This is a genomic window from Streptomyces sp. NPDC057743, assembly GCF_042798755.1.
Lineage (GTDB): Bacteria > Actinomycetota > Actinomycetes > Streptomycetales > Streptomycetaceae > Streptomyces.
The window spans coordinates 183,373-203,527 of sequence record NZ_JBHVJX010000004.1; the positions used below are offsets into that span (position 1 = coordinate 183,373).

Consider the following 20,155-nt stretch of genomic DNA (forward strand, 5'->3'; position numbering starts at 1 on the left):
AACCGGTGATCTTCGGTGGCTTCAGCAGCCCACGGACGCTCCGCCCCTGGCCGACCGAGGCAGAGCCCGTCGCGGCCGGGTCAGCGACATGGCGTCTGGGCAACGGCCCTGCCCGCTCGGTGTCCGACGACAGCGGTCGGCGGCACGTCCTCATCCTGGGACCGTGCGGTGCCACCAGCTCCGAGACACAGCGCCTGATCGACGCCCCACTGCCGGACGACATCGCATGGCGCTGGCCCGGTTCGTACGTGGTCCTCGAAGAGACCCAGGACGGTGTCAACGTCTACACCGACCCGGCCGCCGCCTACCCCGTCTACCTCACCGCCTACCAGGGCACCTGGGCGTGGTGCACCTCCGCCCGAACCCTGGCATCGCTCATCGGGTCCGCTGTGGACGTCCAACGTCTGGCGTGCGCGGTCTTCGTGCCGTCCGTGCCCGCTCTGGCCGGCACACGAACGTTCTTCGACGGAATCCGGCAGCTCCCGCCCGGCAGTCGCGTCGTGTTGCCCGCCGACGGCGGCCCCCAGAGGTGGACGACCGTGTGGCGCCCCTCTCCCGACACCGACTCCGCCACGGCGCCGTCACAGCGTCTGCGCTCCGCACTGACCAACGCCGTGGCACTCCGAGCGGCACACGACCCCAACCTGTCGTGCGACCTGTCCGGAGGACTGGACTCGACCTCCGTCGCGGTCCTGGCGGCACACGCGGTCGTCCCGCCTCGCCGCCTCGACGCCGTCACCATCCACCCCGAAGGCAACACCTCCGGCGCAGACCTGCGTTACGCACGCCTGACCGCCAAGGCGTACCCCAGCCTCTTCGCCCACCACCTGCTGCCGATGACAGCAGAGCACCTGCCCTACACCCGCATCACCGCCACGCCAGCCACCGACGAGCCGGCCCCCTCCACTCTCACGCAGGCCCGCCTGATCGCCCAACTGGACTGGCTGCGTGCCGAACTCGGCACCCGTACGCACCTGACCGGCGACGGCGGTGACAGTGTCCTGTTCCAACCGCCTCTCCACCTAGCCGACTTGCTGCGTCACGGCCACTGGAAGCGCGCAGTTGGGGAGGCGTTCGGCTGGGCCCGCCTCCGGCACACCCAGGTGCCAGCCCTCCTGCGCGACGCCGCCAAAGCCGCCAGGACCAGCCGCCGCCAAGCCCTGGCCGACCTCGCCCAGGCCGTCGGCACCCGCAACCGCAACGATCACGGCTGCGTCCGCTGGTTCCCCCTCCTGTCCTTCCCCACCTGGGCCGAACCACCAGCCCGCCACCTCCTGACCCAGGCAGCCCTCCAAGCCGCCGCCACACCGGACCCGCTGCCCGGCCTCGACGCCGCCGTCCGGTCCCTGATCGACGAGATCCGCGAGGTCGCCCGCACCGCAGCCGCCGACGCACAACTCGCCGCCACCCACGGCATCGACCTGCACAACCCGCTCCTCGACCCGGCCGTGATGGACGCAGTACTGAGGACCCCGATCAGCCAGCGCCCACCGATCCACGCCTACAAACCCCTGCTCAGCCGCGCCATGACCGGCTTACTCCCGCCCGCCGTCGCTGCCCGGACCACCAAGGGCAGCTTCGACGCCGACCACTACACCGGCCTCCGCGCCAACCTCCCCGACCTCCGCGCCCTGGCCCACGGACACCTCGCCGACCTCGGCCTCATCAACCCCACCGCGCTCGACCGCGCCCTGCGCGAAGCCGCCGCCGGCATCCCCACACCCCTCGCCACCCTCGAACAAGCCCTGACCGCCGAAGCCTGGCTGACCGCCCACCACCGCAACCCCGCGCCCCTGTGGACGACCGAGTCCCTCCGGAGTACGCATGACTGACCCACCCCGCTTCGTCACCGCCCCCGAACACGTCCGAGCCCTGGACTTCGACCACGTGCTCGTCCTCATCAACTACCGCACCAGCAACGTCCAATGCCTCTTGCCCAACGCAGCGAAGCTCTGGCACGACGCAGCAACCACCGGACAGCTGACAACCCTCCCGCCCACCCTCAGCACACGACTCCTCGCCACCGGCTTCTTACGCCCCTCCGCAACCCCCACCCCCTGGCCGGCACCCCTCCCCGCCAAATCCGCACCCGCAAGCTGGGGCAGCGCAGAGCACACCGCCGGAACGATCCACCCCGCCCCCAGCCCCGGCACCCTCACCGCCACTGCCGCACTCGCCGCAGTCCTCGCCCTCACACGGCTCGGCCCCCGCAGCACCGCCCTGCACCGCATCACAACCGTCCTGGCGAGAGTCGCGTCAACCTGCCGCCACCCCGCTACCCACGATCAGGCGGAGGCAGCCGTCCGCGCCGTCCGCCGGGCCGGCTGGTACTCACCATCGCGTACCGCCTGCCTGGAGGAATCCGCCGCCACCGTGCTGTTCCTCGCCTCACGACGCCTGTCGGCCACCTGGTGCCACGGCGTCGCCCCGGACCCCGTACGACTCCACGCCTGGGTACAAACTGACGACGGCAGTCCGGCCGCCGAACCACCCTCGACGCACGCCTACACCCCGGCACTCACCATAGGAGGCCACCATCAGCACCAGCTCTGACCCGATCCTGTGGATCGGCACCGACACCTGCGCCCTCGGCCCCTACCGCGCCGACCTCGTGGAGACGTACTGGCGCTGGGAACAGGACCCCGCCCTCCTGGTCGGCTACGGCCGCCAGACACCCGAATCCCTCGCATCACGCACCGAGGGCATGACCCACCAACTCCGCGGCGAGAACATCCGCTTCACCATCTACGACCGTACCTCCGGCGAACCCGTACCCGTCGGCGTCGCCACCCTCCTGCCCGACCACGCCGTCCGCACCGCCGAATACGTCATCATGCTCGCCCCCGAAGCCCGCGGACGCGGTCTCGGCACCCAGGCCACCCGCCTCACCCTCGACTACGCCTTCCACATCACCAACCTCCGCATGGTCTGGCTCAAGGTCCTCGCCCCCAACACGGCAGCCATCCGCGCCTACGAAAAGGCCGGCTTCCGCACCGTCGGCGCCCTCCGCGAAGCCGGCTACTGGCTCGGCCAGGTCTGCGACGAACTCGTCATGGACACCCTCGCCAAGGAGTTCACGGTTCCTTCTCGTGTTTCGCCCCTGCTGGCCGGCTAGGCACACGGCCATCAGCAACTCCGTCCGACCGCAAGAGCCATGCCCATGACGGACGAAGGTGGGCATGGCGCCTACGAGCTGCGGCAAGCGCCCACTCGTCACGGGCGGCCCTTGCCTCCTTAGTGGTCGGCTCCGGAAGCCCTACGGGTGTTGACCCCAGAGCCGGTGTCGTGTGTGGCGTTCGGTCAGATCTCCAGGGGCAACGTAGGGGGCGCAGGCGCAGTCGGCCGATGGCGTCTTCCTCGTGTCGGCTTCTTGAACCGAACGGGCCTGGGTGCCGTCCTATTAATTCCCAGGCGAGTAGGGGGAGTTGAGATGACGGGTGTTGAGGTAGCCGTCAGGGTCTTATTCGCCTCGGCTGTGTAGAAGGCCAGGCACGTGGCCGGGCGGGCCGATGCAGAGGTCGACCGGGCGCTGGACTCGCGCGAGGCTGGGCGAGCAACCCGCACTCCTGGAGCTGACCGCCGAGGCCGCAGAGCAGGCCGAAGAAGCCGGAACGGAGGAGGCCGCCGTGCCCTCCGGTCCCGTCCGGTAGCGGATGCAGCGCGTACTTACGGACGCGGCCGAGCACGACGCGGACTTCGCCGCAGCTCTGGAGCGCGCAGTCCAGCAGGTGCAGGATGCCCGTAACAGCACCGCCGGTCAGGCGACGGCGGAAGGCGCCGGAGGCGTAGCCGTCAACGGCACCGCCCAGAGCGGGGGAGCAGCCGCCATGACCAAGCAGCCACACTTCATCGCGCCCACCGATGGGCAGGTCATGTCGATGGTCGCAGTCTTGGCGCGGACCTGTCCCCGGGCAGGTCTTCGACGTGCCGGGTTGTTGATCAGCGGGAACGACACCGGCGTGAGAGCCCGCGTGTGAAGTACCTCCAGTATCTTGGCCGTACTTCGGTCGGCGGTCCGCGAAGGCGTGCGTGACCAGGAACTCTCCTGACGAACGTGATTCCGACCCCGTCGCCGCGAGGAGTACGGTGAAGTGACGAGGTCACCTCGCCAGGCGGACGCACCTCCCCGGAAGGCGGGCGAACACACATGACCGACGCCGGTACTCCCCCCGTACCGCACGTTCTGCCGGACGCGGTCCACCAGGCCGTCAGACCGGGGACGGCTCTGTTGAGGCTGGTGACCACGCACACCCGTGAGCAGGTTCTCGACGGCGCGTGGTGGCCGCGTTCCCGCGACATCGGCGCTGAGCTCCCCGCTCTGGTCGCCGCGCTGACCGAGCATCTCGGTCCCGTCTTGCGCGTTGGCCTGGACGCGGATGCCTGGGAAGAACTGCCGACTCGTCTGGTCATCGACGAGCGGGTCGTCCACATCGACTCGTTCCCGGTCGGTGACGACACCGTCCTCATCACCCGGGGCGACCAGGACCACTTCTCCCTGCTGGTGGTCCCACCGCACGCGACTCCTGAAGCAGCCCGCGACGCCATGGCCAGGGCCGTCCGGACGGGCAACGTCGCCCCGGCCGAGCAGATCCTCATCGACACCGGTACCCGTCGGGCACACCCCGTTCCCGTGGAACAGCCTCGAACGGACCGCGAACGCGGCGAGCGGTGAGGGAGCCGTCGAGGCTTCGGCACCAGGACGAAGGTCGCCGTGCGCCGCCGCGCTCCATTGCGCCCGGGTGGTACGGAACCATTGGGCGCTCATGCCCGTAGCCTTGCGGGATCGCCATCGGGCTACCGCTCGATGGGTCGGCACCACATGGCGGGTGCCGAAAACTGGAGGCACCACGTGCTGATCGCTCAGCGTCCCTCTCTCACCGAAGAGGTGGTGGAGGTATACCGCTCCCGGTTCGTGATCGAGCCGCTGGAGCCGGGGTTCGGCTACACCCTCGGCAACTCCCTACGTCGCACCCTCCTCTCCTCGATCCCCGGCGCTGCCGTCACCAGCATCCGGATCGGCGGTGTGCCGCACGAGTTCACCGCTGTGCCGGGCGTCAAGGAGGACGTGACGGATCTGATCCTCAACGTCAAGCAGCTCGTCGTCTCCTCCGAGCGCGACGAGCCGGTCACGCTGTACCTGCGCAAACAGGGCCCCGGTCTGGTGACCGGCGCCGACATCGCCCCGCCGGCCGGCGTCGAGGTGCACAACCCCGACCTGGTCCTGGCCACGCTGAACGGCAAGGGCAAGCTGGAGATGGAGCTGACCGTCGAGCGCGGTCGCGGCTACGTCTCCGCCGTCCAGAACAAGCAGGCCCACCAGGAGATCGGCCGCATCCCGGTCGACTCGATCTACTCGCCGGTGCTCAAGGTCACCTACAAGGTCGAGGCGACCCGTGTCGAGCAACGTACCGACTTCGACAAGCTGATCGTCGACGTCGAGACCAAACAGACCATGCGCCCCTGCGATGCGATGGCCTCGGCCGGCAGGACTCTGGTCGAGCTGTTCGGCCTCGCCCGCGAGCTGAACGTCGACGCCGAGGGCATCGACGTGGGGCCGTCCCCGACGGATGCCGCCCTGACCGCCGAGCTCGCACTGCCGATCGAGGAGATGGAACTCACCGTCCGTTCTTACAACTGCCTCAAGCGCGAGGGCGTCCACTCCGTGGCCGAGCTCATCGCGCGCAGCGAGGCGGACCTGCTCGACATCCGCAACTTCGGCGCGAAGTCGATCGACGAGGTCAGGGTGAAGTTGGCCGACATGGGCCTGGCCTTCAAGGACAGCCCGCCCGGTTTCGACCCCGTCGCTGCCGCGGACGCCTTCGGCGCCGACGACGACACCGGGTACGTCGCACAGCAGGGCGCGGGGTAGTGCTTCACGGTGTGGTAACTGAGCTCTGCCTCGACACACGGTGTCCGCCGCGGTCAACGACGTCCGCGACAACGGCCCACACCTCCCGGACGGGTCAGCGACGACCACACCGGGCCGACGTCTGGCGTTAGACGGGCAGTGGCGAACGGCGAGCCGGACGACGCCTGCGAGGAAGAGATCCATCCCGAGCTTGTGCGATCTTTGCAGGGCTGTGATTTCGGACAGTTTTGAGTGGTATGCGCTCGTGTGGGACTCGTCGTCGATGCCTGCGATCGATGCGAAGTTCGACGGCAAGCGGATGGTCGTTGGTGCACCCAGGAGTATCTGAAAGAGCTGGTTGAGCAGTACGAACACTGCCCGTTCGCCGACGCGGAGCTGCGGGCGGGGAAGATCGGCAGGGCGATGCAGCAGCATCCGGAGGGCATCAGCGAGGAGGACCTGGTCAAGGAAACCGGGCTGGACCTGGGCCAGATCGAGGCCGGAATTATGTGGCAGAACGCCGAGTTCGTGCGCTGGCACCGGCAGTTCGGTGAACCGGATGGGCCCGACGCCCCACCAGGGTAAACAGATGGCGTGGTAGCAGATGAGGCGTCATGCGACGAGTGCCGGCGGACGATTGCCGAGGGAAGCCAGATGCGGACGGCGGTGCCGGATTCCTCAGCTGTCTACGTCTATGACCTGGGAAACGACGGTCGGCGGTCGGTCACCGCGTGCTCGGAAGACCATCTGACGGTGCTGCGGGAGCGTTATGCCCGTCGGCCGTTCATCGAGGAAGAACTGTGGGTCGGCAAGATCGCCCGGGTGCTCGATGAGCATCCCGACGGGCTCGGGATCGACCGGCCGGCTGGGGCCGTTGGGCTGACGGTGAGGCAGGTCGAACAGGCCCTTGCATGGCAGAGCGCTCGGTTCGATCAGCAGTGCCGGCATCTGAGGTGACCTGCGGGGCAGGGCGGCGATGGTGGTCTTGCATGTTGCTAGTGCCGCATCAGGATGGTGCGCACCGCAACGTTGTAAGGGTGGACAGCAAAAATACCTTTCCGCCCGCGGAGATGGCTCTCAGATCGAGGCTTCCGCCGGCTGGCAGTCGGCGCTTCGTCGCCAACTCGACGGTGGCGAAGTTCAGGCCAGGACTGAACGAAAACACCTGGTGGTCGCTTTCTGGGAGTATCCTTCAATTACCGAGGGAATTTCGCATATGAGCCTCCGAGCTCCTGTCTCCCTCGGTGATTCACAGCGTCGGGCCGGTGCATACGACCCGGGACAGGTTCGTGTCATGACCGCGACCGCTCTTGACTCGACTTCGGCCGAAGACCGGGCCTCTTCGCCGCCTCCGCGTCTTGCGCTGGCCCCTTCCCGCACTCCTGGTGCTCTGCTGGACGGTGCCTGGTGGCCTCGCTCCCGCGACCTGACGGCAGAACTCCCCGCGCTGATAACCGTGTTGGACCCGCTATGGGGGCGCATCACCCATGTGACGGTGAACCCGACATTCTGGCCGGCCATCCCCCGCCGGGTGCCCGTCGACGGGCATGTGGTGCGAGTGGGCTGGTTCCAGGCCGAGCAGGACCCCCACAAGCTGTTACTGCTGTCCTACACCGCCGGCCGCTGGGACCTCCTGGTGATTCCGCCGCAGACTGACCCGGCCACCGCCGCCTGGCTAATGACCGCGGCCACCGGCCCGCTGCGCACTCTCACGGCGAGCGCTCTGGTGGAACGGGCGGAATCCCGACGCATCGTGGCAGAAAGCGATCGGGCCGGCGAAGAGGTCTGGGATTCCGAGGGCGGCCACGGCGCCCGCGTGCTCGCCCAAGATGGTCCGACGTAGAGCAGAGCGCACCGCTCTGAACGGCCCTGGCGAAACCCGCTGGAGCTGTCCTTCCCGGCGCAACACGTGAGAGTGCACTTCCCGACTTCGGCGTCACACCTGCCGGCGAGGTGCTATTCGGTACTGCCGTGCCACTTTCCGGCGACGCGGAACCAGAGCCCTGGGGCGTAGACCGCATCGACTACGGCGGCTTCCCCCTTCCCCACGCGCAGGATCCTCAATGCGCCGCTCGGAATCACGTCGTACTCGTAAGTGGCCGGCGATTCGCCGTCGGTGACATCGCCGTAGGAGATATCCGAGGCCGTCGGGTCCGCGTATTCCTTGGGGGGCCGGTTCTCCACCAGCTTTATGAACACGCTCATGTCTTGATGGTAGATCCATCGCGGTCGGCCCGCCCTCGGTCCGTCAGGGAAACTGCCACGCCTGGCTTTGTTCACGAGTTTCGAAACTCGTGAACAAAGCCACACGCCGGCGGACAGCGTGACATGCCGCCTGTGGAGCAATGAATCGGACCCCTTCGGCTGCCATTGCACGCTGCTCCCATCGATCACCGCCGTGTCGGGAGTTCATGTGCGCACACCCCTCCAGGGAGTTCTTGAGAACGTCCCGCCTCGTACGGCCTGCGCCCCCGCGGGCATCCCCCCTACCGGCTGCCGGCGAGGGCCCGGCGATGGCAGACGGTGAATGCCGGCCCCGTAAGGGAGGCCCGGGCCGGTCGGAAGGGTTCGGGGAGCGGCTGGTGGGGACGTTGCTGGACCGGGGGCACGAGTCGCCGCCACACCTGCTCGCTCCGCTGATCGCAAAAGCGGTGGGCCGTCTCGGCGGCCGCGATATCGCGATCCTCCTGCAGGACTACGGGCAGTTGCTGCTGGTGCCAGTGCCCGGCGAGGGGCTGCTGGCCGGTGCACCGCAGTCGATCGACGATTCCGACGCCGGCCGGGCCTTTCTGGAGGGACGTCCCGTCGAGGTGGAACAGGCCGACGGTGTGCGGGTCCACCTGCCGCTGCTGGACGGCGGGGACCACGTGGGCGTCATGGCCGTCACGCTGGACAGCGTCGATGACGACGACCGACGACTACTGCGCAGGATCACCGCTCTGGCCGCCGACATACTGGTGACCAAGCACGGTTACACCGATCTGTTCTTCCGGGTCCGGCGCAGGGAACCGATGAGCGTTGCCGCGGAGATCCAGTGGTCGGTCCTGCCGCCACTGGCGATGTCCGTACCCCGGGTCGCGGTGGCCGGGATGTTGGAGCCCGCGTACGACGTAGCGGGCGACAGCTTCGACTACGCCCTCAACGACGACATCCTGCACGTGGCCGTGGTCGACGCGATGGGCCACGGCCTGGACGCCGCCACGATGGCCACGGTGGCCATCGGCGCCTACCGCCACGCCCGGCGCATCAGCATCGGGCTGTCCGAGATCTACGCGTTCATGGACCGGGCGATCGCCAGCCAGTTCGGCCCCGACCATTTCGTGACCGCCCAGATGATGCGGCTCAACACCACGACCGGGCACCTTCAGTGGGTCAACGCGGGCCATCCCGCGCCCCTGCTCATCCGCCGGCAGCACGTCGTCCGACGGCTCCACAGCCCGACCACCCTGCCGGTCGGCTTCGGCGGTCAGGAACCCCGGATCACCGAGCTGGCCCTGGAGCCGGGCGACCGCGTCCTGTGTTTCACCGACGGATTGATCGAGGAACACACGACCGGCGGGGAGGAGTTCGGCGAAGAGCAACTCATCGCGTGGGTGGACCGTCTCGCGCGCACCGGGTCCGCCGTGCGGCCCATGGCCCGCTCCCTCTCCCACGCCCTCATGCGGGAACGGGGCGGAATCACCACGGACGATGCGACCCTCCTCCTGATCGAATGGCGCGGCTGACGGCGCCGCACGACGCCACGGACGATCACCGGAGCACCAATGCGCGGCAGGGTACCCACGCGGAAAGATCGAGTGCCGCCGTGCCTCCCGTGCGGTGGTCACCCCGGACCAAACACCCGATGGCGACAAATAACCCTGGCGGGGCGGCAGTTACGCGCCCTCTGACTGCTCCCGAAGGTCGTGGTGACCTATGGACGCCGGGCTTCTGCGGGCGACAGGAAGAAACTCGGCAACGAGAGAACCCTCAGCCGTGCCACTCCCGGGCCATATCCGACGGACGACAACAGGTAGGCGGCCACAGGCAACTACCGTGCCGTGTTGCCTACGAGATGGCCGGGCCGGCAGCTCGTCGATCCGACCATCGCCGCTCCACCCAGGCGGATCCCACAGACCTCAACGCGTTGCTGGATGTGCTCGCGCTTGGCATCGCCAACAGCAGCTGGCGCAACAGCTGCGTTGAGAACTGGCACGCCGGGGGGCGACTGGCCTGGCGATGTGGTGCGCAGGGAGCAGCACCCGACCTCCCGCGGTTCCTACCACGATCCCTCGTTGCCGTTCGCAGACCCGGCATCCCCGCTTTCTAAGCCCCCCCCCCCCGCTGACCGGGGAGCTGAGGTGATCGCGGGTCCAAAAGGTCCGCGGCGCCTGCGACCTCCGCCAACACGCGGGCGAGTTCGGCCAGTACCTGCCGGGAAGCCCGCAGCTCCCCGCGGAGCTCGGCCTCGTGTTCCCACTGCTGCTCGTACTGCTGTGCAGCCATGCCGGCCGGTCGCGCGGCTTCGTGTGCCGCGAGGGTGGGATGCCAACGGGTCAGGAGGGGGCGAACCACCGTGTTGAGGACCGTGACCGCGAGAGAGCCGAAGGTGATCTGCCCCTGCCGGCTGCGCGGGGCGACGTCGGGGCCGTAACGGCGCAGAATGTCGCGCGTGGTGGTGAAGAGCGTGTAGTGCGAGGTCAGGGCTTCCCTCAAGACCCCCTCCGCCGGGCCGAGCTCGACCACGCTCACCCGGGTGATCAGTTCGACGTAGAGTTCCCAGGCCGCCTTTCGCTCGGCGTCGTCCGGCCGCCAGGTGCCGCTGATCTCCCCGACGAACGGCACGGTGAACTTGACGGCTACCTCGGCTGGTCGCCTGCCTAAACCCTTCCTCCTCGGCACGCATCCCCCACGTCGTGTCGCACCCACGGTCTGGGGCGCAACGATACTGGATGGGATCACCGTTCGGGCAGGTCGTCTCGGGCAGCGCAAGAGAAGGGGCTGGAATGGATCGGCACGCGGGCGAGGAGGACTGGGACGTCTTCATCAGCTACAGCCGGTCTGATGCTGACCTGCTGGAACTCCTGACCCCTGCTCTCCGTCGCCGTGGTTTGCGTATTTTCGTAGATGACACCGCTGTTGAGGACTTCGCCGGGATCACCTCCACCATCTCGCACGCGCTTGCCCGGTCGAAGGCCCTCTTGGCCATCTACTCGAAGGAATACCCACGCCGTCGTGCGTGCCAATGGGAGTTGACCTATGCCTTTCTGGCAGGGCAGCGGGAGGGGGACCCGCGTCGGCGCATCCTGGTGATCAATCCTGAGCAGTCCGCCGACCACGTACAGCCGCTGGAATTGAGGGACGCCCGGCATTGGCCCGGTATCAGGGACGAGGGCGTTGCGGAGCGCCTCGCCGATCGGGTCGCCGCGTACGTAGGGGGGTTGACGAGACCGCTTGGTTGGACGCCTGACCGAGCGAAGCCGCGCTGGCTGCCGGCCCCGATACCGTCCGGGTCTCGCCATTTCACCGGTCGGCTGGCCGAGCAGTGGCATCTGCACACGGCGCTTCACCGCCACCTCGCGCCGCTCGTCTCGCAGACGGGCCACGGGCGCACGGCAGTTGTCCGGGGAATGCCTGGAGTCGGGAAGTCGCTTCTGGCCCAGGAGTACGCGCTGCAGTTCGCCTCCTCGTTTCCCGGCGGTATCTACTGGTTCGACCTGCACACAGCCGCTGGCACCCCACCTCAACGCGTCCTGGAGAGCTACTTCCATCAAGTGCAGACGGTGGGTTCTGCACTCGGGTTGGAGACACGTCGCACCTCCTTGCACGAGTTGCTCAGCCATCTCGCCGTCACACTGGAGAAACAACAGGAGCCTTGCCTATGGGTGCTCGATGGTGTCCCAGACGGCCTTTCACGTGAGCAACTCGCGCTGCTACACGGCCCGCACATGCTCGCCGCCACCCTGCTCACCACGCGCTCGCGGCACTATGGTTCCTCCGGAGAGCCGCTCGACCTCGGCCCGCTTCCCGACGCCGACGCCTACGATCTCCTCACCTCACGCCGCCGTCCCGCAGACGCGGCGGAACGCCTGGCCGCCGACGAGGTCATCCGCGATCTCGAAGGCCACCCCCTGGCGCTGGATCTCGTTGCCGAGCGCATGGCCCACGAGGATCTTCCACACCTGCGTCGACTGCTGCACAGCAATACGACAGACGTGCTGCTGCGCTGGGAGCGTGCAGCAGTGCCCAGTCCTGGTCCGGAGCACACGCCGCGCTCCTCGACGCTCCTGCCGCGCAGCATCAAGGCGCACAGTTCCGCCAACGACATCCTCAGGGTCCTCGCCCTCGTCCACCCGGCGCCCCTCGCCGATGCCCCGTTGCAGCAGACTCTGGCGCTTGTCGATACTCTTCGGCCGCCCGAAGCCGCTCAACGTGTGACAGAGGGCATCGACGCTCTGGTAGGTGACGGCATCGTTCGTCCATCCGCTCCGAATGCCCGCGTATGGAGCGTGCATTCACTTGTCGCCCGTGCGGTGCGGCGCCATGACGAAGACTCCACCAGACAGGAGGATCTCCGTCAGGCCCTCCTCCACACCCTGGTGCAGTCGTGGCCGGCTCCTATCCTGGAAAGCCGAACCAATCCGACCACAGCGCAGGAGCATCCCGTGCCTTCCCAGTCGCCGGTCTCGCCCAACGACGTCGAGCGGGCAGTAGCTTTCGACCTGCAAGTCGAGCTCTCTCTGCGCGTTGGGGTACAGCCCCTGGCCGATGGACAGGGCTCTCTCAGAGAGGCCCTGACCTCCCTCCACTCGCTATTCACCACGGCACGCGACGGCCTCCACCGCCTCGGCCCGAATGCCTCGGCCTCCCAGCTTCCCCAACTCGTGGCAGCCCTCGTGAACAACCACCTTCGGCCTTTCCTAAGCACATGGCACCCGGCGCTGGAAGTCCACGAAGCAGCCCGGCCAGCTACGACGAGCACCATCGAGCATGAACGCCGTTGGGAACACGCCGCCAACATGCGCAACGCACTGTCGGCTCTAAGAGAACCACTCACCGAGCTCACCAGCGCGCTCGGCGAACTCTCGGGAGCCGACCTGCTGACCGCCGTGGAGTAGACGACGTGTCCTGCGCCACCCGCCCACTCGCGCGAACGCACAGCTGACTCGTCGCCACGCCGGCAAGGTCCCTGCAGGTGCTCTACGGACATGGGATGACGCCGCGTCCTTTTCTTTCCTCTCTAGCTGCTGGACCGCAGATTGCAGCGTAGTCATCATCCGTACCGTTGAAAATCGTGCGCTCAATACACTTCCGCAATCCAGCGGTCAAGAAGGATCAGGCGCTCGTTGAGCGTCCCCACCGTGGCATGCTCAATACTGGCTTCGCAGAATGTCGAATTAAGTTTTCGGTGAATATTCCGGTGCGGATTTTTCGAAATTACTGCGAGGCGCCCCACCTTGCGGTTGACGATATTTCGAAGTTCTTTCTTGCGCTCAGCGAGTGTTTGCTCCGCTACGGCCGGCCATGGCCTTCCATCACCGATTCCTGTGCCATTCAGCCGGAGCAGTCGGACGATTGATGAGGGTTCGGTACCTACGGGCAACCCAGCCTGCTGACCAAGGCGGCGGGCGTGTAGAAGTAGGGGTTCGCCGTACCGCTCGCCGCTGTTAATGGTGAAGGGGTGAACAGACTCAGATGAACCGATAACTTCGAGAGTGCGCGGGTCGCGGGTACGGTCGGCAGGACAATCGCTTTCACCTCTGTTGTGGCGGCGCCTGACCTCGTCCTCCTCGGCACGAAGAACATGCTTGACGGTGAGTTCGATCTCTGCGGCAAATTGAAGGATTGGCTGGACAGAGGGGACGAAGACCCTTGCGCACAGGTCATCGTTATCGCCTCGGCGACGGATGCACCTGCCGACGACCTGGCGAAAGAATAGCTGTGTGCGGATGCGTGAAGCGTAGACAATCACGCCCAAGCGGGGAATATCGACACCTTCAGCAACCATTTGCGCTGCCACGATCCAACGAGAGGAACCAGCAGAGTAGTCAAAAATACTCTTGCTCGCGCGTGGACAGTCAGAAGTCGCAACAGTAACCGCCTCGCCGGTAATGTCCTCCAGAATGGCGGCATACGAGCGGGCGACCTTCTGATTCGAGGCGACAACCAACCCGCCAACATCTGGCACGTCTTGCCTGATGAGGGAAAGTTCGTCGTTTGCCCTACGAAGCGCTGATGGGATCCACTCTTTGTCTGGAGCTAGCGCTGCGGCTAGTGCATGGGAAACCGTATTTGCATCAGTTTCAGATAGTTTCTTGGCGCTTGCATGTTCGGACGCGAAACGCCAACGCGCTTCTCCATCCAAGGCTGGGAACACTACAGGGCGAACGACTTCCTGATCCTGAAGGGCCATCCCATAGTCGTAGTTAACGCCGGCGACCACTCGTCGATTTTCGTCATAACGAAGAAATGGGATGGGCTTGGCGTCTGTCCGGAAAGGAGTGCCTGAAAGCATCAGGCGCCGGTAGGCGCCACCAAATGCCTCAGATAGGGCAGGGCCCCAAGACAGGTTATCTGAATCGCCAGCGTGATGCACCTCGTCCAGGATTACCAAGTATGGCGCCTGATACAGTCGAGATGATTTACTATCCATGCTCACCGTATCGGACCAGGCTTGAGGATTTTTGGCGACTGCATGGTAGGTCGTCACTGGTCCGTCGTAGTCACAGGCAGCGACCTTCTTGGCGTTCTTGAAATCAGGGTCTAGCTGAATTCCAATTCGGGCGGCCGCCTTCGCCCACTGCCCCTTAAGATGGCCTGTCGGAACGACGGTGACAATCCCGGAGATTTCTCCGAGATCCATCATGGCTTGGGCTGCCAGGAGAGCGAACGCTGTCTTTCCGGCCCCGGGAGTCGCAACCGCAAGAAAATCCTTATTACTCCCCAGGAACTTTCGCAGGCCGTCGTCCTGCCACTGCCGCAACCGCAATTCAATTCCTCTCCGCCTAGCCATCTACCGGAGTTGGGCTGGGGTATTAGCGCACGAAACCGAAGACAGAGGCATGCAACTTTGTGACGCCGTGTGGCGCCGAGTTTGTGAGCACCATGCGGTCGACACGGTGGCGCTGCACGCACCTTGTTTGCTACCGATACCCGAGGCGCCGCGCCCGCGAGCCAGTGACACGACCCCGCTGGCACCTGAGCCGTCCCCACTGGGGACGCAACGAGCGGACGCGTGTTAAGTCACCACCTTCACCAGTTCGTGTCCCGGCTCCTGACCTCTTGTCGCCGCTAAGCCCCTGGTTTGTGTGCAGTCGCATCGGGCCCGACAAGAGGTCGGCGGGCTCGCCTGCGCGTGAGCGGACGTCGCAGTGCAGGGCGTTCCGTACCGGATCGCTCGACATGTCGTACCTGAGCTGATCAGGGGGAATCGGACTGGCAGGAACCTGGCGGGACCACCACCCATCACGGCCCCGCCAGGACTCTTAATACGGTTGTCCCGGGCTGTGACAGTCACGTGTGCTCGGTGGCTGTCGGTGCCTCTCGATAGCGTCTGCTCATGGCACTACAACCCTTCTGGGCAGCACTCGTCGACGCCCCCTCGCTCACCGCCAATCAGCAGATGGCCATCGCCAACGTTGTTGCCGTCCGAGGGGCCCCGGCGACAGCCGCGCGCTTCTTCTCCCGGCCGGACACGACCAACGACGTGCGCAATGCGCTCATTGAGAGGGCGCACGACAGACAGGTACTCAAAGCCATCCTGGCCACACCGGCCGTCGCGACGGAGCACCTACTGGCAGTCGCCGAGAAGCTGGGAGCGGAAAAGGTGCTCCTTGAGGTGGCGCGCACCCGCTGGGACCTACCAGAAGCCCAACTGCTTCTCATTCAGCAACTGGACCACTCCGCCGCTCGACGTGTGGCCGAGGAATGGCAATTCTTCGGCCAGGACGTGCGCATAGCACTCATCGATGCCGCAATCCGCGATCAGCCGCCACAGCCTGACGAAGATGCTCTCTCCGACAGTCGCCAAGAAGCTGAATACGATGCATGGCGGGCAAAGGTGCAGTCGTGGCACGACGACATCTGGGCACTGCTCTCCGCCGAACCGGCCCAAAGTCTTTGGCCTGAGCTGGTCGCCCGAGAGCCAGATGACGAGGGCCGCCGGATGGTCACCAACATGCTGCTCAACCGGGCGAAGAACCTCAACGACCGCATGCTGCTGGCCTGCCTCCGGACCGCCTATCCCGACCCCGCTCCAGAAGCAGATGACGACTGGGCAGAGTGGGGAGCCGGATTGGAGCTTGCGAGGCTGGCCAAAGTCACCGCTCGCCATCCGCGCGCCCTACTGCTCCATGGGGCCATTCTACGCACCCGCACCGCCACGGCAGGGGCAGCCGTCATCACCCATGTCCGGAAGGAGGGCATATACAGCGCCAGCTGGTCGACCTTCGAGAGTCTGGCCGCGGCGTGCGTCACCCCAGACCTGTTGCGGGACGCAGCCGAATGTCTCTCGGAAGCCACCATGCCTTCTTGGTACGGGAATCGGCGGCCCGATGCCGATTGGATCACTGCGCGGAGCAAGGCAGCCGACGCCTTCGCGAACAACCCGCTCTGCCCGGTCGACGCCCTCGTTACCCTGGCCCCACTGCTGGGACCGGCGACTGCCGCCAGGTTCGTCGAACACCCCGACCTCAGTGTTCGCGAAGCCGCTGAACAAGCGGTCAGCGTGGTGGCCGAGCGGGTTGCGCCCCCGAAACCCCGTCCAGCGGGCCGCAAGCAACCTGCGCGCCCAACAGTTCCCTCCGACGATGAGCTGAGCGGCCACACCGACCCTCGCTCGGAGCTTGCCGGGTTTCTGCCGCTGAAGGGCCCCGCGGCTTACAAGCGTGAGGTGGCACAGGCGATCTTGGGCTCCCGATTCGCCGACGCGGACTTGCTACGTGAACTGCCGGCCCCCCTGACGCTTCCCAGCGCCTCGCACGCCTCCGCCATCGCCGGCCTCCTGCAAGCCGAGCTGGGTGATGACGCTCACGCGTGGCATGCCTTCGGCAGAGAGGTAACACGACTGCCCTCCAACGCCACCAAAACACTGGGCGCACTTCTCGAAGAAGTACGAAGCAGCTCAACTTCGCTCCATGCTCGTAGGGGCGGGTGATTCGCACCGGCCGCCTCCCTCGACAGCCGCGCACACCTCCCTCCACCCGCAAGAAGCACTCTTCGCGCGAGCAATTCGCATACGTCAAGGTGACCGCCCAGTGGCACTCGGCGGTCCAACCACAACGGAAAAACGCCCTCCCAGGGCCGCGTCGATCACCGTGCCAATGTCATGCCAGATCGAGCGGTAAACGGCGGTCACCAAGGGGTAGGGGTTGCATCAGGCACACCCTTGAGTTGCGATATAACCGCTGGCCAGAAGGTGTGAGACAGCCAAACGCCCCCTGATTCCCAAGCTCAGAGCGCGGGTTCGACTCCCGTCACCCGCTCCATAACGAAGGCCCAGGTCGGAGACCTGGGCCTTGTTCGTTGTCTGGACCATTTTCGGGCGGCGTGCCATTCGCGTGCCATAAGGCGCCGATTAGCACGGGGAGTTGGGCACCCACACGCCGCGCCCTCAGTCGTCGATGTTTCCACTACCTGCCTCAGCGTTTCGCCCACGAGACAGCGGTAGCCCTGTGGCCCTGGCCTGAGCAGCGCCGCTCCTGTACTCGTCGAACTACCTCCGCCTGGCGCTGGTTTGGGCCTGGTGAGCGCGCTACACCTCCCGGGGTGGGCCGACACTGGCAGCCGCGATGCTCGACCGCCCCACCAAGGCCATGGTGGGGCGGTGGATGGAGGACGACGGTGGCGCCAGGTGGCGCGGCAACGCGCTGGCGGCCTACCTCGACCGGCACGCTGACCGTCAACTAGTGCACGGGTGAGTGTGATTGGGGCTACGAGAGGGGTGCCGGGCCCATGCGGGCCCAGCACCGGATCGGGTGTCCCTGTGCCGGAATCGGTGTTCCGGACGAGGGACTCCTTAGTGGGCTTTAGCCAGGGCTTTGAAGAAGTTGCCGAAGGTTTCGAGGCTGCGAGTGCCGACCTTCTTCGTGAAGACGCTGACCGTGTCCTCGATGCCGACCTCGGACATCGCTTGTACGACGGCGGGGTTGACGGTGTCGGCCGGGGCGGAGCCGGCTGAGCGCACCTCGACGTGGTCGCCTGCGAGGTGGGTGAGGAAGGCCGCGGCCATCTGGGAGCGGCCGGCGTTGTGGACGCAGACGAACAGCACGGACGGCGGGGCGGTGTCAGGCACGGGTGGTTTCCCCTTGCGGTACGGCGAGGGGTGAGGGGTAGAAGCGGCGGGCCCACAGGGCGACGTAGACGAGGCCGATGAGGACCGGTACCTCGATGAGGGGGCCGACGACGCCGGCGAGGGCTTGTCCGGAGGTGGCTCCGAAGGTGGCGATGGCGACGGCGATGGCCAGTTCGAAGTTGTTGCCGGCGGCGGTGAACGCCAGGGTCGTGGCGCGCGGGTAGTCCAGCCCGACCGCACGCCCGAGCGCCATCGATCCGGCCCACAGCACGGCGAAGTAGACCAGCAGCGGCAGGGCGATGCGGGCGACGTCGAGGGGGCGCGAGGTGATGGCGTCGCCTTGCAGGGCGAAGAGGACGACGATCGTGAACAGCAGGCCGTAGAGGGCGAACGGGCCGATCTTCGGGAGGAGTTGGGACTCGTACCAGGTGCGGCCCTTGGCGCGTTCGCCGAGGCGGCGGGTGAGGTAGCCGGCGGCGAGCGGGATGCCGAGGAAGATCAGGACGCTGCGGGCGATCTCCCAGACGGAGACGTTGAGTCCGGCCTGTTCCAGGCCGAGCCAGCCGGGGAGGGCGGAGAGGTAGAACCAGCCGAGGGCCGAGAACGCGATCACCTGGAAGACCGAGTTCAGTGCGACCAGGACGGCGGCGGCTTCGCGGTCGCCGCACGCCAGGTCGTTCCAGATGATGACCATGGCGATGCAGCGGGCCAGGCCCACGATGATCAATCCGGTGCGGTACTCGGGCAGGTCCGGCAGGAACAGCCAGGCCAGCGCGAACATGACGGCCGGGCCGACGAGCCAGTTGAGCAGCAGGGAGGGAAGGAGCAGGCGGCGGTCGCGGGTGACGGTGTCGAGGCGGTCGTAGCGGACCTTGGCCAGGACCGGATACATCATCACCAGCAGGCCGAGCGCGATCGGCAGTGAGACGCCGGTGACGGTGACCTTGGCCAGCGCGTCCCCAAGGCCCGGCACCACACGCCCCAGGCCCAGGCCGACCGCCATCGCGGCCAGGATCCACACGGCGAGGTAGCGGTCGAGGAAGGACAGGCGGCCGGCCATCCCCGTCTCGGGAGCGACGGCGCTCACGAGCAACCCCCGGTGGTCTCGGCGGGAACGGGCAGGGGCTCGCCCGCGGGGCGGGTGAGGATGCCGGCGAGGCGGTCGGTCATCTGAGGCAGCAGCCAGTAGTAGACCCAGGTGCCGCGCCGTTCGCAGTCGATCAGGCCGGCCTGCCGCAGCAGCTTGAGGTGGTGGGAGATCGTCGGCTGGGAGAGGTCGAAGGCGGGGGTGAGGTCGCAGACGCAGACCTCGCCCCCGGCCCGGGAAGCGATCATCGACAGCAGCCGTAGCCGGACCGGATCGCCCAGCGCCTTGAACACCTTCGCCAGTTCTGTGGCCTGCCCCTCGTCGAGGGGGGCCGCCAGCAGCCCCGGACAGCAGACGTCGACCGCGCCGTCCTGGTCCAGCACCTCAAGCTCTTGATTCGACATACGTCTATGTTGACGTTCTTCGATTCAGAGCGCAACCTTGCATCGATAGATTTCAATGCAATCCCTTGGAGGCATGCCATGTCCCGTGCCCAGCTCGCCCTGCGCGTCAGCGACCTGGAGGCGTCGATCACCTTCTACTCGAAGCTGTTCGACACCGAACCCGCCAAGCGCCGCGAGGGCTACGCCAACTTCGCCATCGCCGAGCCGCCCCTGAAGCTCGTCCTGATTCAGGGCGAGCCGGGACAGGAGACCCGACTCGACCACCTCGGCGTGGAAGTCGACTCCACCGAGCAGGTCACCGCCGCAACCGACCGCCTCAAGGAGGCCGGCCTGGCCACCTTCGAGGAGAACGACACCTCCTGCTGCTACGCCCTCCAGGACAAGGTCTGGGTCCACGGCCCCGGCAAGGAGCCGTGGGAGGTTTACGTTGTAAAGGCTGACGTTGACACGCTCGGCAAGAGCGTCGACCCGAACGCGGGCCTGGCCGGCCACGGTTGCTGATAGCTGGCCCTGCGCCTCGCCTTCGCCACGCCCGGTCGCCACGG

The 20,155-nt window shown here is 66.7% G+C and carries 19 protein-coding genes and 1 pseudogene; 14 read left to right on the forward strand and 6 right to left on the reverse strand.

Translation table 11 applies throughout. The annotated features are described in order from the left end of the window. Window positions 1-5: 5 nt before the first annotated feature. The 9 genes from ACFVFQ_RS06100 to ACFVFQ_RS06140 all read left to right on the forward strand — a co-directional run bounded on the left by ACFVFQ_RS06100 (window position 6) and on the right by ACFVFQ_RS06140 (window position 7,691). Entirely contained in the window at window positions 6-1,832 is a 1,827-nt protein-coding gene (locus tag ACFVFQ_RS06100) for an albusnodin/ikarugamycin family macrolactam cyclase (RefSeq protein ID WP_383409440.1), read from the forward strand. After that, complete coding sequence (locus ACFVFQ_RS06105) at window positions 1,825-2,553, forward strand: lasso peptide biosynthesis B2 protein (protein WP_383409442.1); 729 nt, start codon at window positions 1,825-1,827, stop codon at window positions 2,551-2,553. Before ACFVFQ_RS06100 ends, ACFVFQ_RS06105 begins: the two co-directional genes overlap by 8 nt. Before the next feature lie 13 nt (window positions 2,554-2,566). Continuing rightward, window positions 2,567-3,115, forward strand: coding sequence for a GNAT family N-acetyltransferase (locus tag ACFVFQ_RS06110; RefSeq protein ID WP_383409869.1), 549 nt, complete (start codon window positions 2,567-2,569; stop codon window positions 3,113-3,115). Between the two features lie 538 nt (window positions 3,116-3,653). Continuing rightward, window positions 3,654-3,977 carry a hypothetical protein gene (locus tag ACFVFQ_RS06115; protein ID WP_383409445.1) on the forward strand — a complete coding sequence of 108 codons (324 nt, stop codon included), beginning with the start codon at window positions 3,654-3,656 and terminating at the stop codon, window positions 3,975-3,977. A 170-nt stretch (window positions 3,978-4,147) separates the two neighbouring features. Further along, window positions 4,148-4,672 carry a DUF5994 family protein gene (locus ACFVFQ_RS06120; RefSeq protein ID WP_383409448.1) on the forward strand — a complete coding sequence of 175 codons (525 nt, stop codon included), beginning with the start codon at window positions 4,148-4,150 and terminating at the stop codon, window positions 4,670-4,672. Between the two features lie 177 nt (window positions 4,673-4,849). Beyond that, window positions 4,850-5,869, forward strand: a complete 1,020-nt coding sequence (locus ACFVFQ_RS06125) for a DNA-directed RNA polymerase subunit alpha (protein WP_383409451.1) — start codon at window positions 4,850-4,852, stop codon at window positions 5,867-5,869. Window positions 5,870-6,115: 246 nt separating this feature from the next. Continuing rightward, the gene (locus tag ACFVFQ_RS06130) at window positions 6,116-6,433 is read left to right on the forward strand and encodes a hypothetical protein (RefSeq protein ID WP_383409454.1); all 318 of its coding nucleotides are present in this window, start codon (window positions 6,116-6,118) and stop codon (window positions 6,431-6,433) included. A gap of 69 nt (window positions 6,434-6,502) precedes the next feature. After that, on the forward strand, window positions 6,503-6,805 hold the full coding sequence (locus ACFVFQ_RS06135) for a hypothetical protein (protein ID WP_383409456.1): 303 nt from the start codon (window positions 6,503-6,505) through the stop codon (window positions 6,803-6,805). A 337-nt stretch (window positions 6,806-7,142) separates the two neighbouring features. Continuing rightward, window positions 7,143-7,691 (forward strand): DUF5994 family protein, encoded by a 549-nt coding sequence (locus ACFVFQ_RS06140; RefSeq protein ID WP_383409459.1) that lies wholly within the window; start codon window positions 7,143-7,145, stop codon window positions 7,689-7,691. A gap of 113 nt (window positions 7,692-7,804) precedes the next feature. Here ACFVFQ_RS06140 and ACFVFQ_RS06145 read toward each other — a convergent pair whose 3' ends face one another. After that, window positions 7,805-8,053 (reverse strand): hypothetical protein, encoded by a 249-nt coding sequence (locus tag ACFVFQ_RS06145; RefSeq protein ID WP_383409462.1) that lies wholly within the window; start codon window positions 8,051-8,053, stop codon window positions 7,805-7,807. Between the two features lie 308 nt (window positions 8,054-8,361). On the opposite strand from ACFVFQ_RS06145, the gene ACFVFQ_RS06150 reads away from it, so the two are divergent. Further along, window positions 8,362-9,573, forward strand: a complete 1,212-nt coding sequence (locus tag ACFVFQ_RS06150; RefSeq protein WP_383409464.1) for a PP2C family protein-serine/threonine phosphatase — start codon at window positions 8,362-8,364, stop codon at window positions 9,571-9,573. A 580-nt stretch (window positions 9,574-10,153) separates the two neighbouring features. Here the strand turns inward: ACFVFQ_RS06150 and ACFVFQ_RS06155 are convergent. Then, window positions 10,154-10,672 (reverse strand): hypothetical protein, encoded by a 519-nt coding sequence (locus ACFVFQ_RS06155; RefSeq protein ID WP_383409467.1) that lies wholly within the window; start codon window positions 10,670-10,672, stop codon window positions 10,154-10,156. A gap of 161 nt (window positions 10,673-10,833) precedes the next feature. On the opposite strand from ACFVFQ_RS06155, the gene ACFVFQ_RS06160 reads away from it, so the two are divergent. Then, window positions 10,834-12,945 carry a TIR domain-containing protein gene (locus tag ACFVFQ_RS06160; protein WP_383409470.1) on the forward strand — a complete coding sequence of 704 codons (2,112 nt, stop codon included), beginning with the start codon at window positions 10,834-10,836 and terminating at the stop codon, window positions 12,943-12,945. A gap of 182 nt (window positions 12,946-13,127) precedes the next feature. Here the strand turns inward: ACFVFQ_RS06160 and ACFVFQ_RS06165 are convergent, their stop codons facing one another. Beyond that, window positions 13,128-14,810: a DEAD/DEAH box helicase gene (locus ACFVFQ_RS06165; RefSeq protein WP_383409473.1), complete on the reverse strand. Its 1,683-nt coding sequence runs from the start codon at window positions 14,808-14,810 to the stop codon at window positions 13,128-13,130. A gap of 576 nt (window positions 14,811-15,386) precedes the next feature. Between ACFVFQ_RS06165 and ACFVFQ_RS06170 the strand changes: the two genes are divergently transcribed. Together ACFVFQ_RS06170 and ACFVFQ_RS06175 are read left to right on the forward strand one after the other, a co-directional pair. Further along, window positions 15,387-16,982: a hypothetical protein gene (locus ACFVFQ_RS06170; protein ID WP_383409476.1), complete on the forward strand. Its 1,596-nt coding sequence runs from the start codon at window positions 15,387-15,389 to the stop codon at window positions 16,980-16,982. A 634-nt stretch (window positions 16,983-17,616) separates the two neighbouring features. Further along, entirely contained in the window at window positions 17,617-17,745 is a 129-nt protein-coding gene (locus tag ACFVFQ_RS06175) for a hypothetical protein (RefSeq protein WP_383409481.1), read from the forward strand. 152 nt (window positions 17,746-17,897) lie between these two features. Here ACFVFQ_RS06175 and ACFVFQ_RS06180 read toward each other — a convergent pair. The 3 genes and pseudogenes from ACFVFQ_RS06180 to ACFVFQ_RS06190 all read right to left on the reverse strand — a co-directional run. After that, window positions 17,898-18,119 (reverse strand): annotated as a pseudogene (locus ACFVFQ_RS06180) (phosphotyrosine protein phosphatase); the annotation flags it as partial. Next, entirely contained in the window at window positions 18,112-19,179 is a 1,068-nt protein-coding gene (gene arsB, locus ACFVFQ_RS06185) for an ACR3 family arsenite efflux transporter (protein WP_383409872.1), read from the reverse strand. The gene arsB and the pseudogene ACFVFQ_RS06180, both read right to left, overlap by 8 nt. A gap of 23 nt (window positions 19,180-19,202) precedes the next feature. Beyond that, window positions 19,203-19,610, reverse strand: a complete 408-nt coding sequence (locus tag ACFVFQ_RS06190; RefSeq protein ID WP_383409484.1) for an ArsR/SmtB family transcription factor — start codon at window positions 19,608-19,610, stop codon at window positions 19,203-19,205. A 78-nt stretch (window positions 19,611-19,688) separates the two neighbouring features. Between ACFVFQ_RS06190 and ACFVFQ_RS06195 the strand changes: the two genes are divergently transcribed. Continuing rightward, window positions 19,689-20,111 carry an ArsI/CadI family heavy metal resistance metalloenzyme gene (locus ACFVFQ_RS06195; protein WP_383409486.1) on the forward strand — a complete coding sequence of 141 codons (423 nt, stop codon included), beginning with the start codon at window positions 19,689-19,691 and terminating at the stop codon, window positions 20,109-20,111. The last annotated feature ends 44 nt before the right edge of the window (window positions 20,112-20,155 follow it).

Coding starts and splice junctions, on each gene's coding strand:
- ACFVFQ_RS06145 (WP_383409462.1), bottom strand. CDS start 8,053: ATGAGCGTGTTCATAAAGCTGGTGGAGAACCGGCCCCCCAAGGAATAC.
- ACFVFQ_RS06135 (WP_383409456.1), top strand. CDS start 6,503: ATGCGGACGGCGGTGCCGGATTCCTCAGCTGTCTACGTCTATGACCTG.
- ACFVFQ_RS06175 (WP_383409481.1), top strand. CDS start 17,617: ATGCTCGACCGCCCCACCAAGGCCATGGTGGGGCGGTGGATGGAGGAC.
- ACFVFQ_RS06120 (WP_383409448.1), top strand. CDS start 4,148: ATGACCGACGCCGGTACTCCCCCCGTACCGCACGTTCTGCCGGACGCG.
- ACFVFQ_RS06140 (WP_383409459.1), top strand. CDS start 7,143: ATGACCGCGACCGCTCTTGACTCGACTTCGGCCGAAGACCGGGCCTCT.
- ACFVFQ_RS06115 (WP_383409445.1), top strand. CDS start 3,654: ATGCAGCGCGTACTTACGGACGCGGCCGAGCACGACGCGGACTTCGCC.
- ACFVFQ_RS06195 (WP_383409486.1), top strand. CDS start 19,689: ATGTCCCGTGCCCAGCTCGCCCTGCGCGTCAGCGACCTGGAGGCGTCG.
- ACFVFQ_RS06150 (WP_383409464.1), top strand. CDS start 8,362: ATGGCAGACGGTGAATGCCGGCCCCGTAAGGGAGGCCCGGGCCGGTCG.
- ACFVFQ_RS06170 (WP_383409476.1), top strand. CDS start 15,387: ATGGCACTACAACCCTTCTGGGCAGCACTCGTCGACGCCCCCTCGCTC.
- ACFVFQ_RS06160 (WP_383409470.1), top strand. CDS start 10,834: ATGGATCGGCACGCGGGCGAGGAGGACTGGGACGTCTTCATCAGCTAC.
- arsB (WP_383409872.1), bottom strand. CDS start 19,179: ATGGCCGGCCGCCTGTCCTTCCTCGACCGCTACCTCGCCGTGTGGATC.
- ACFVFQ_RS06190 (WP_383409484.1), bottom strand. CDS start 19,610: ATGTCGAATCAAGAGCTTGAGGTGCTGGACCAGGACGGCGCGGTCGAC.
- ACFVFQ_RS06105 (WP_383409442.1), top strand. CDS start 1,825: ATGACTGACCCACCCCGCTTCGTCACCGCCCCCGAACACGTCCGAGCC.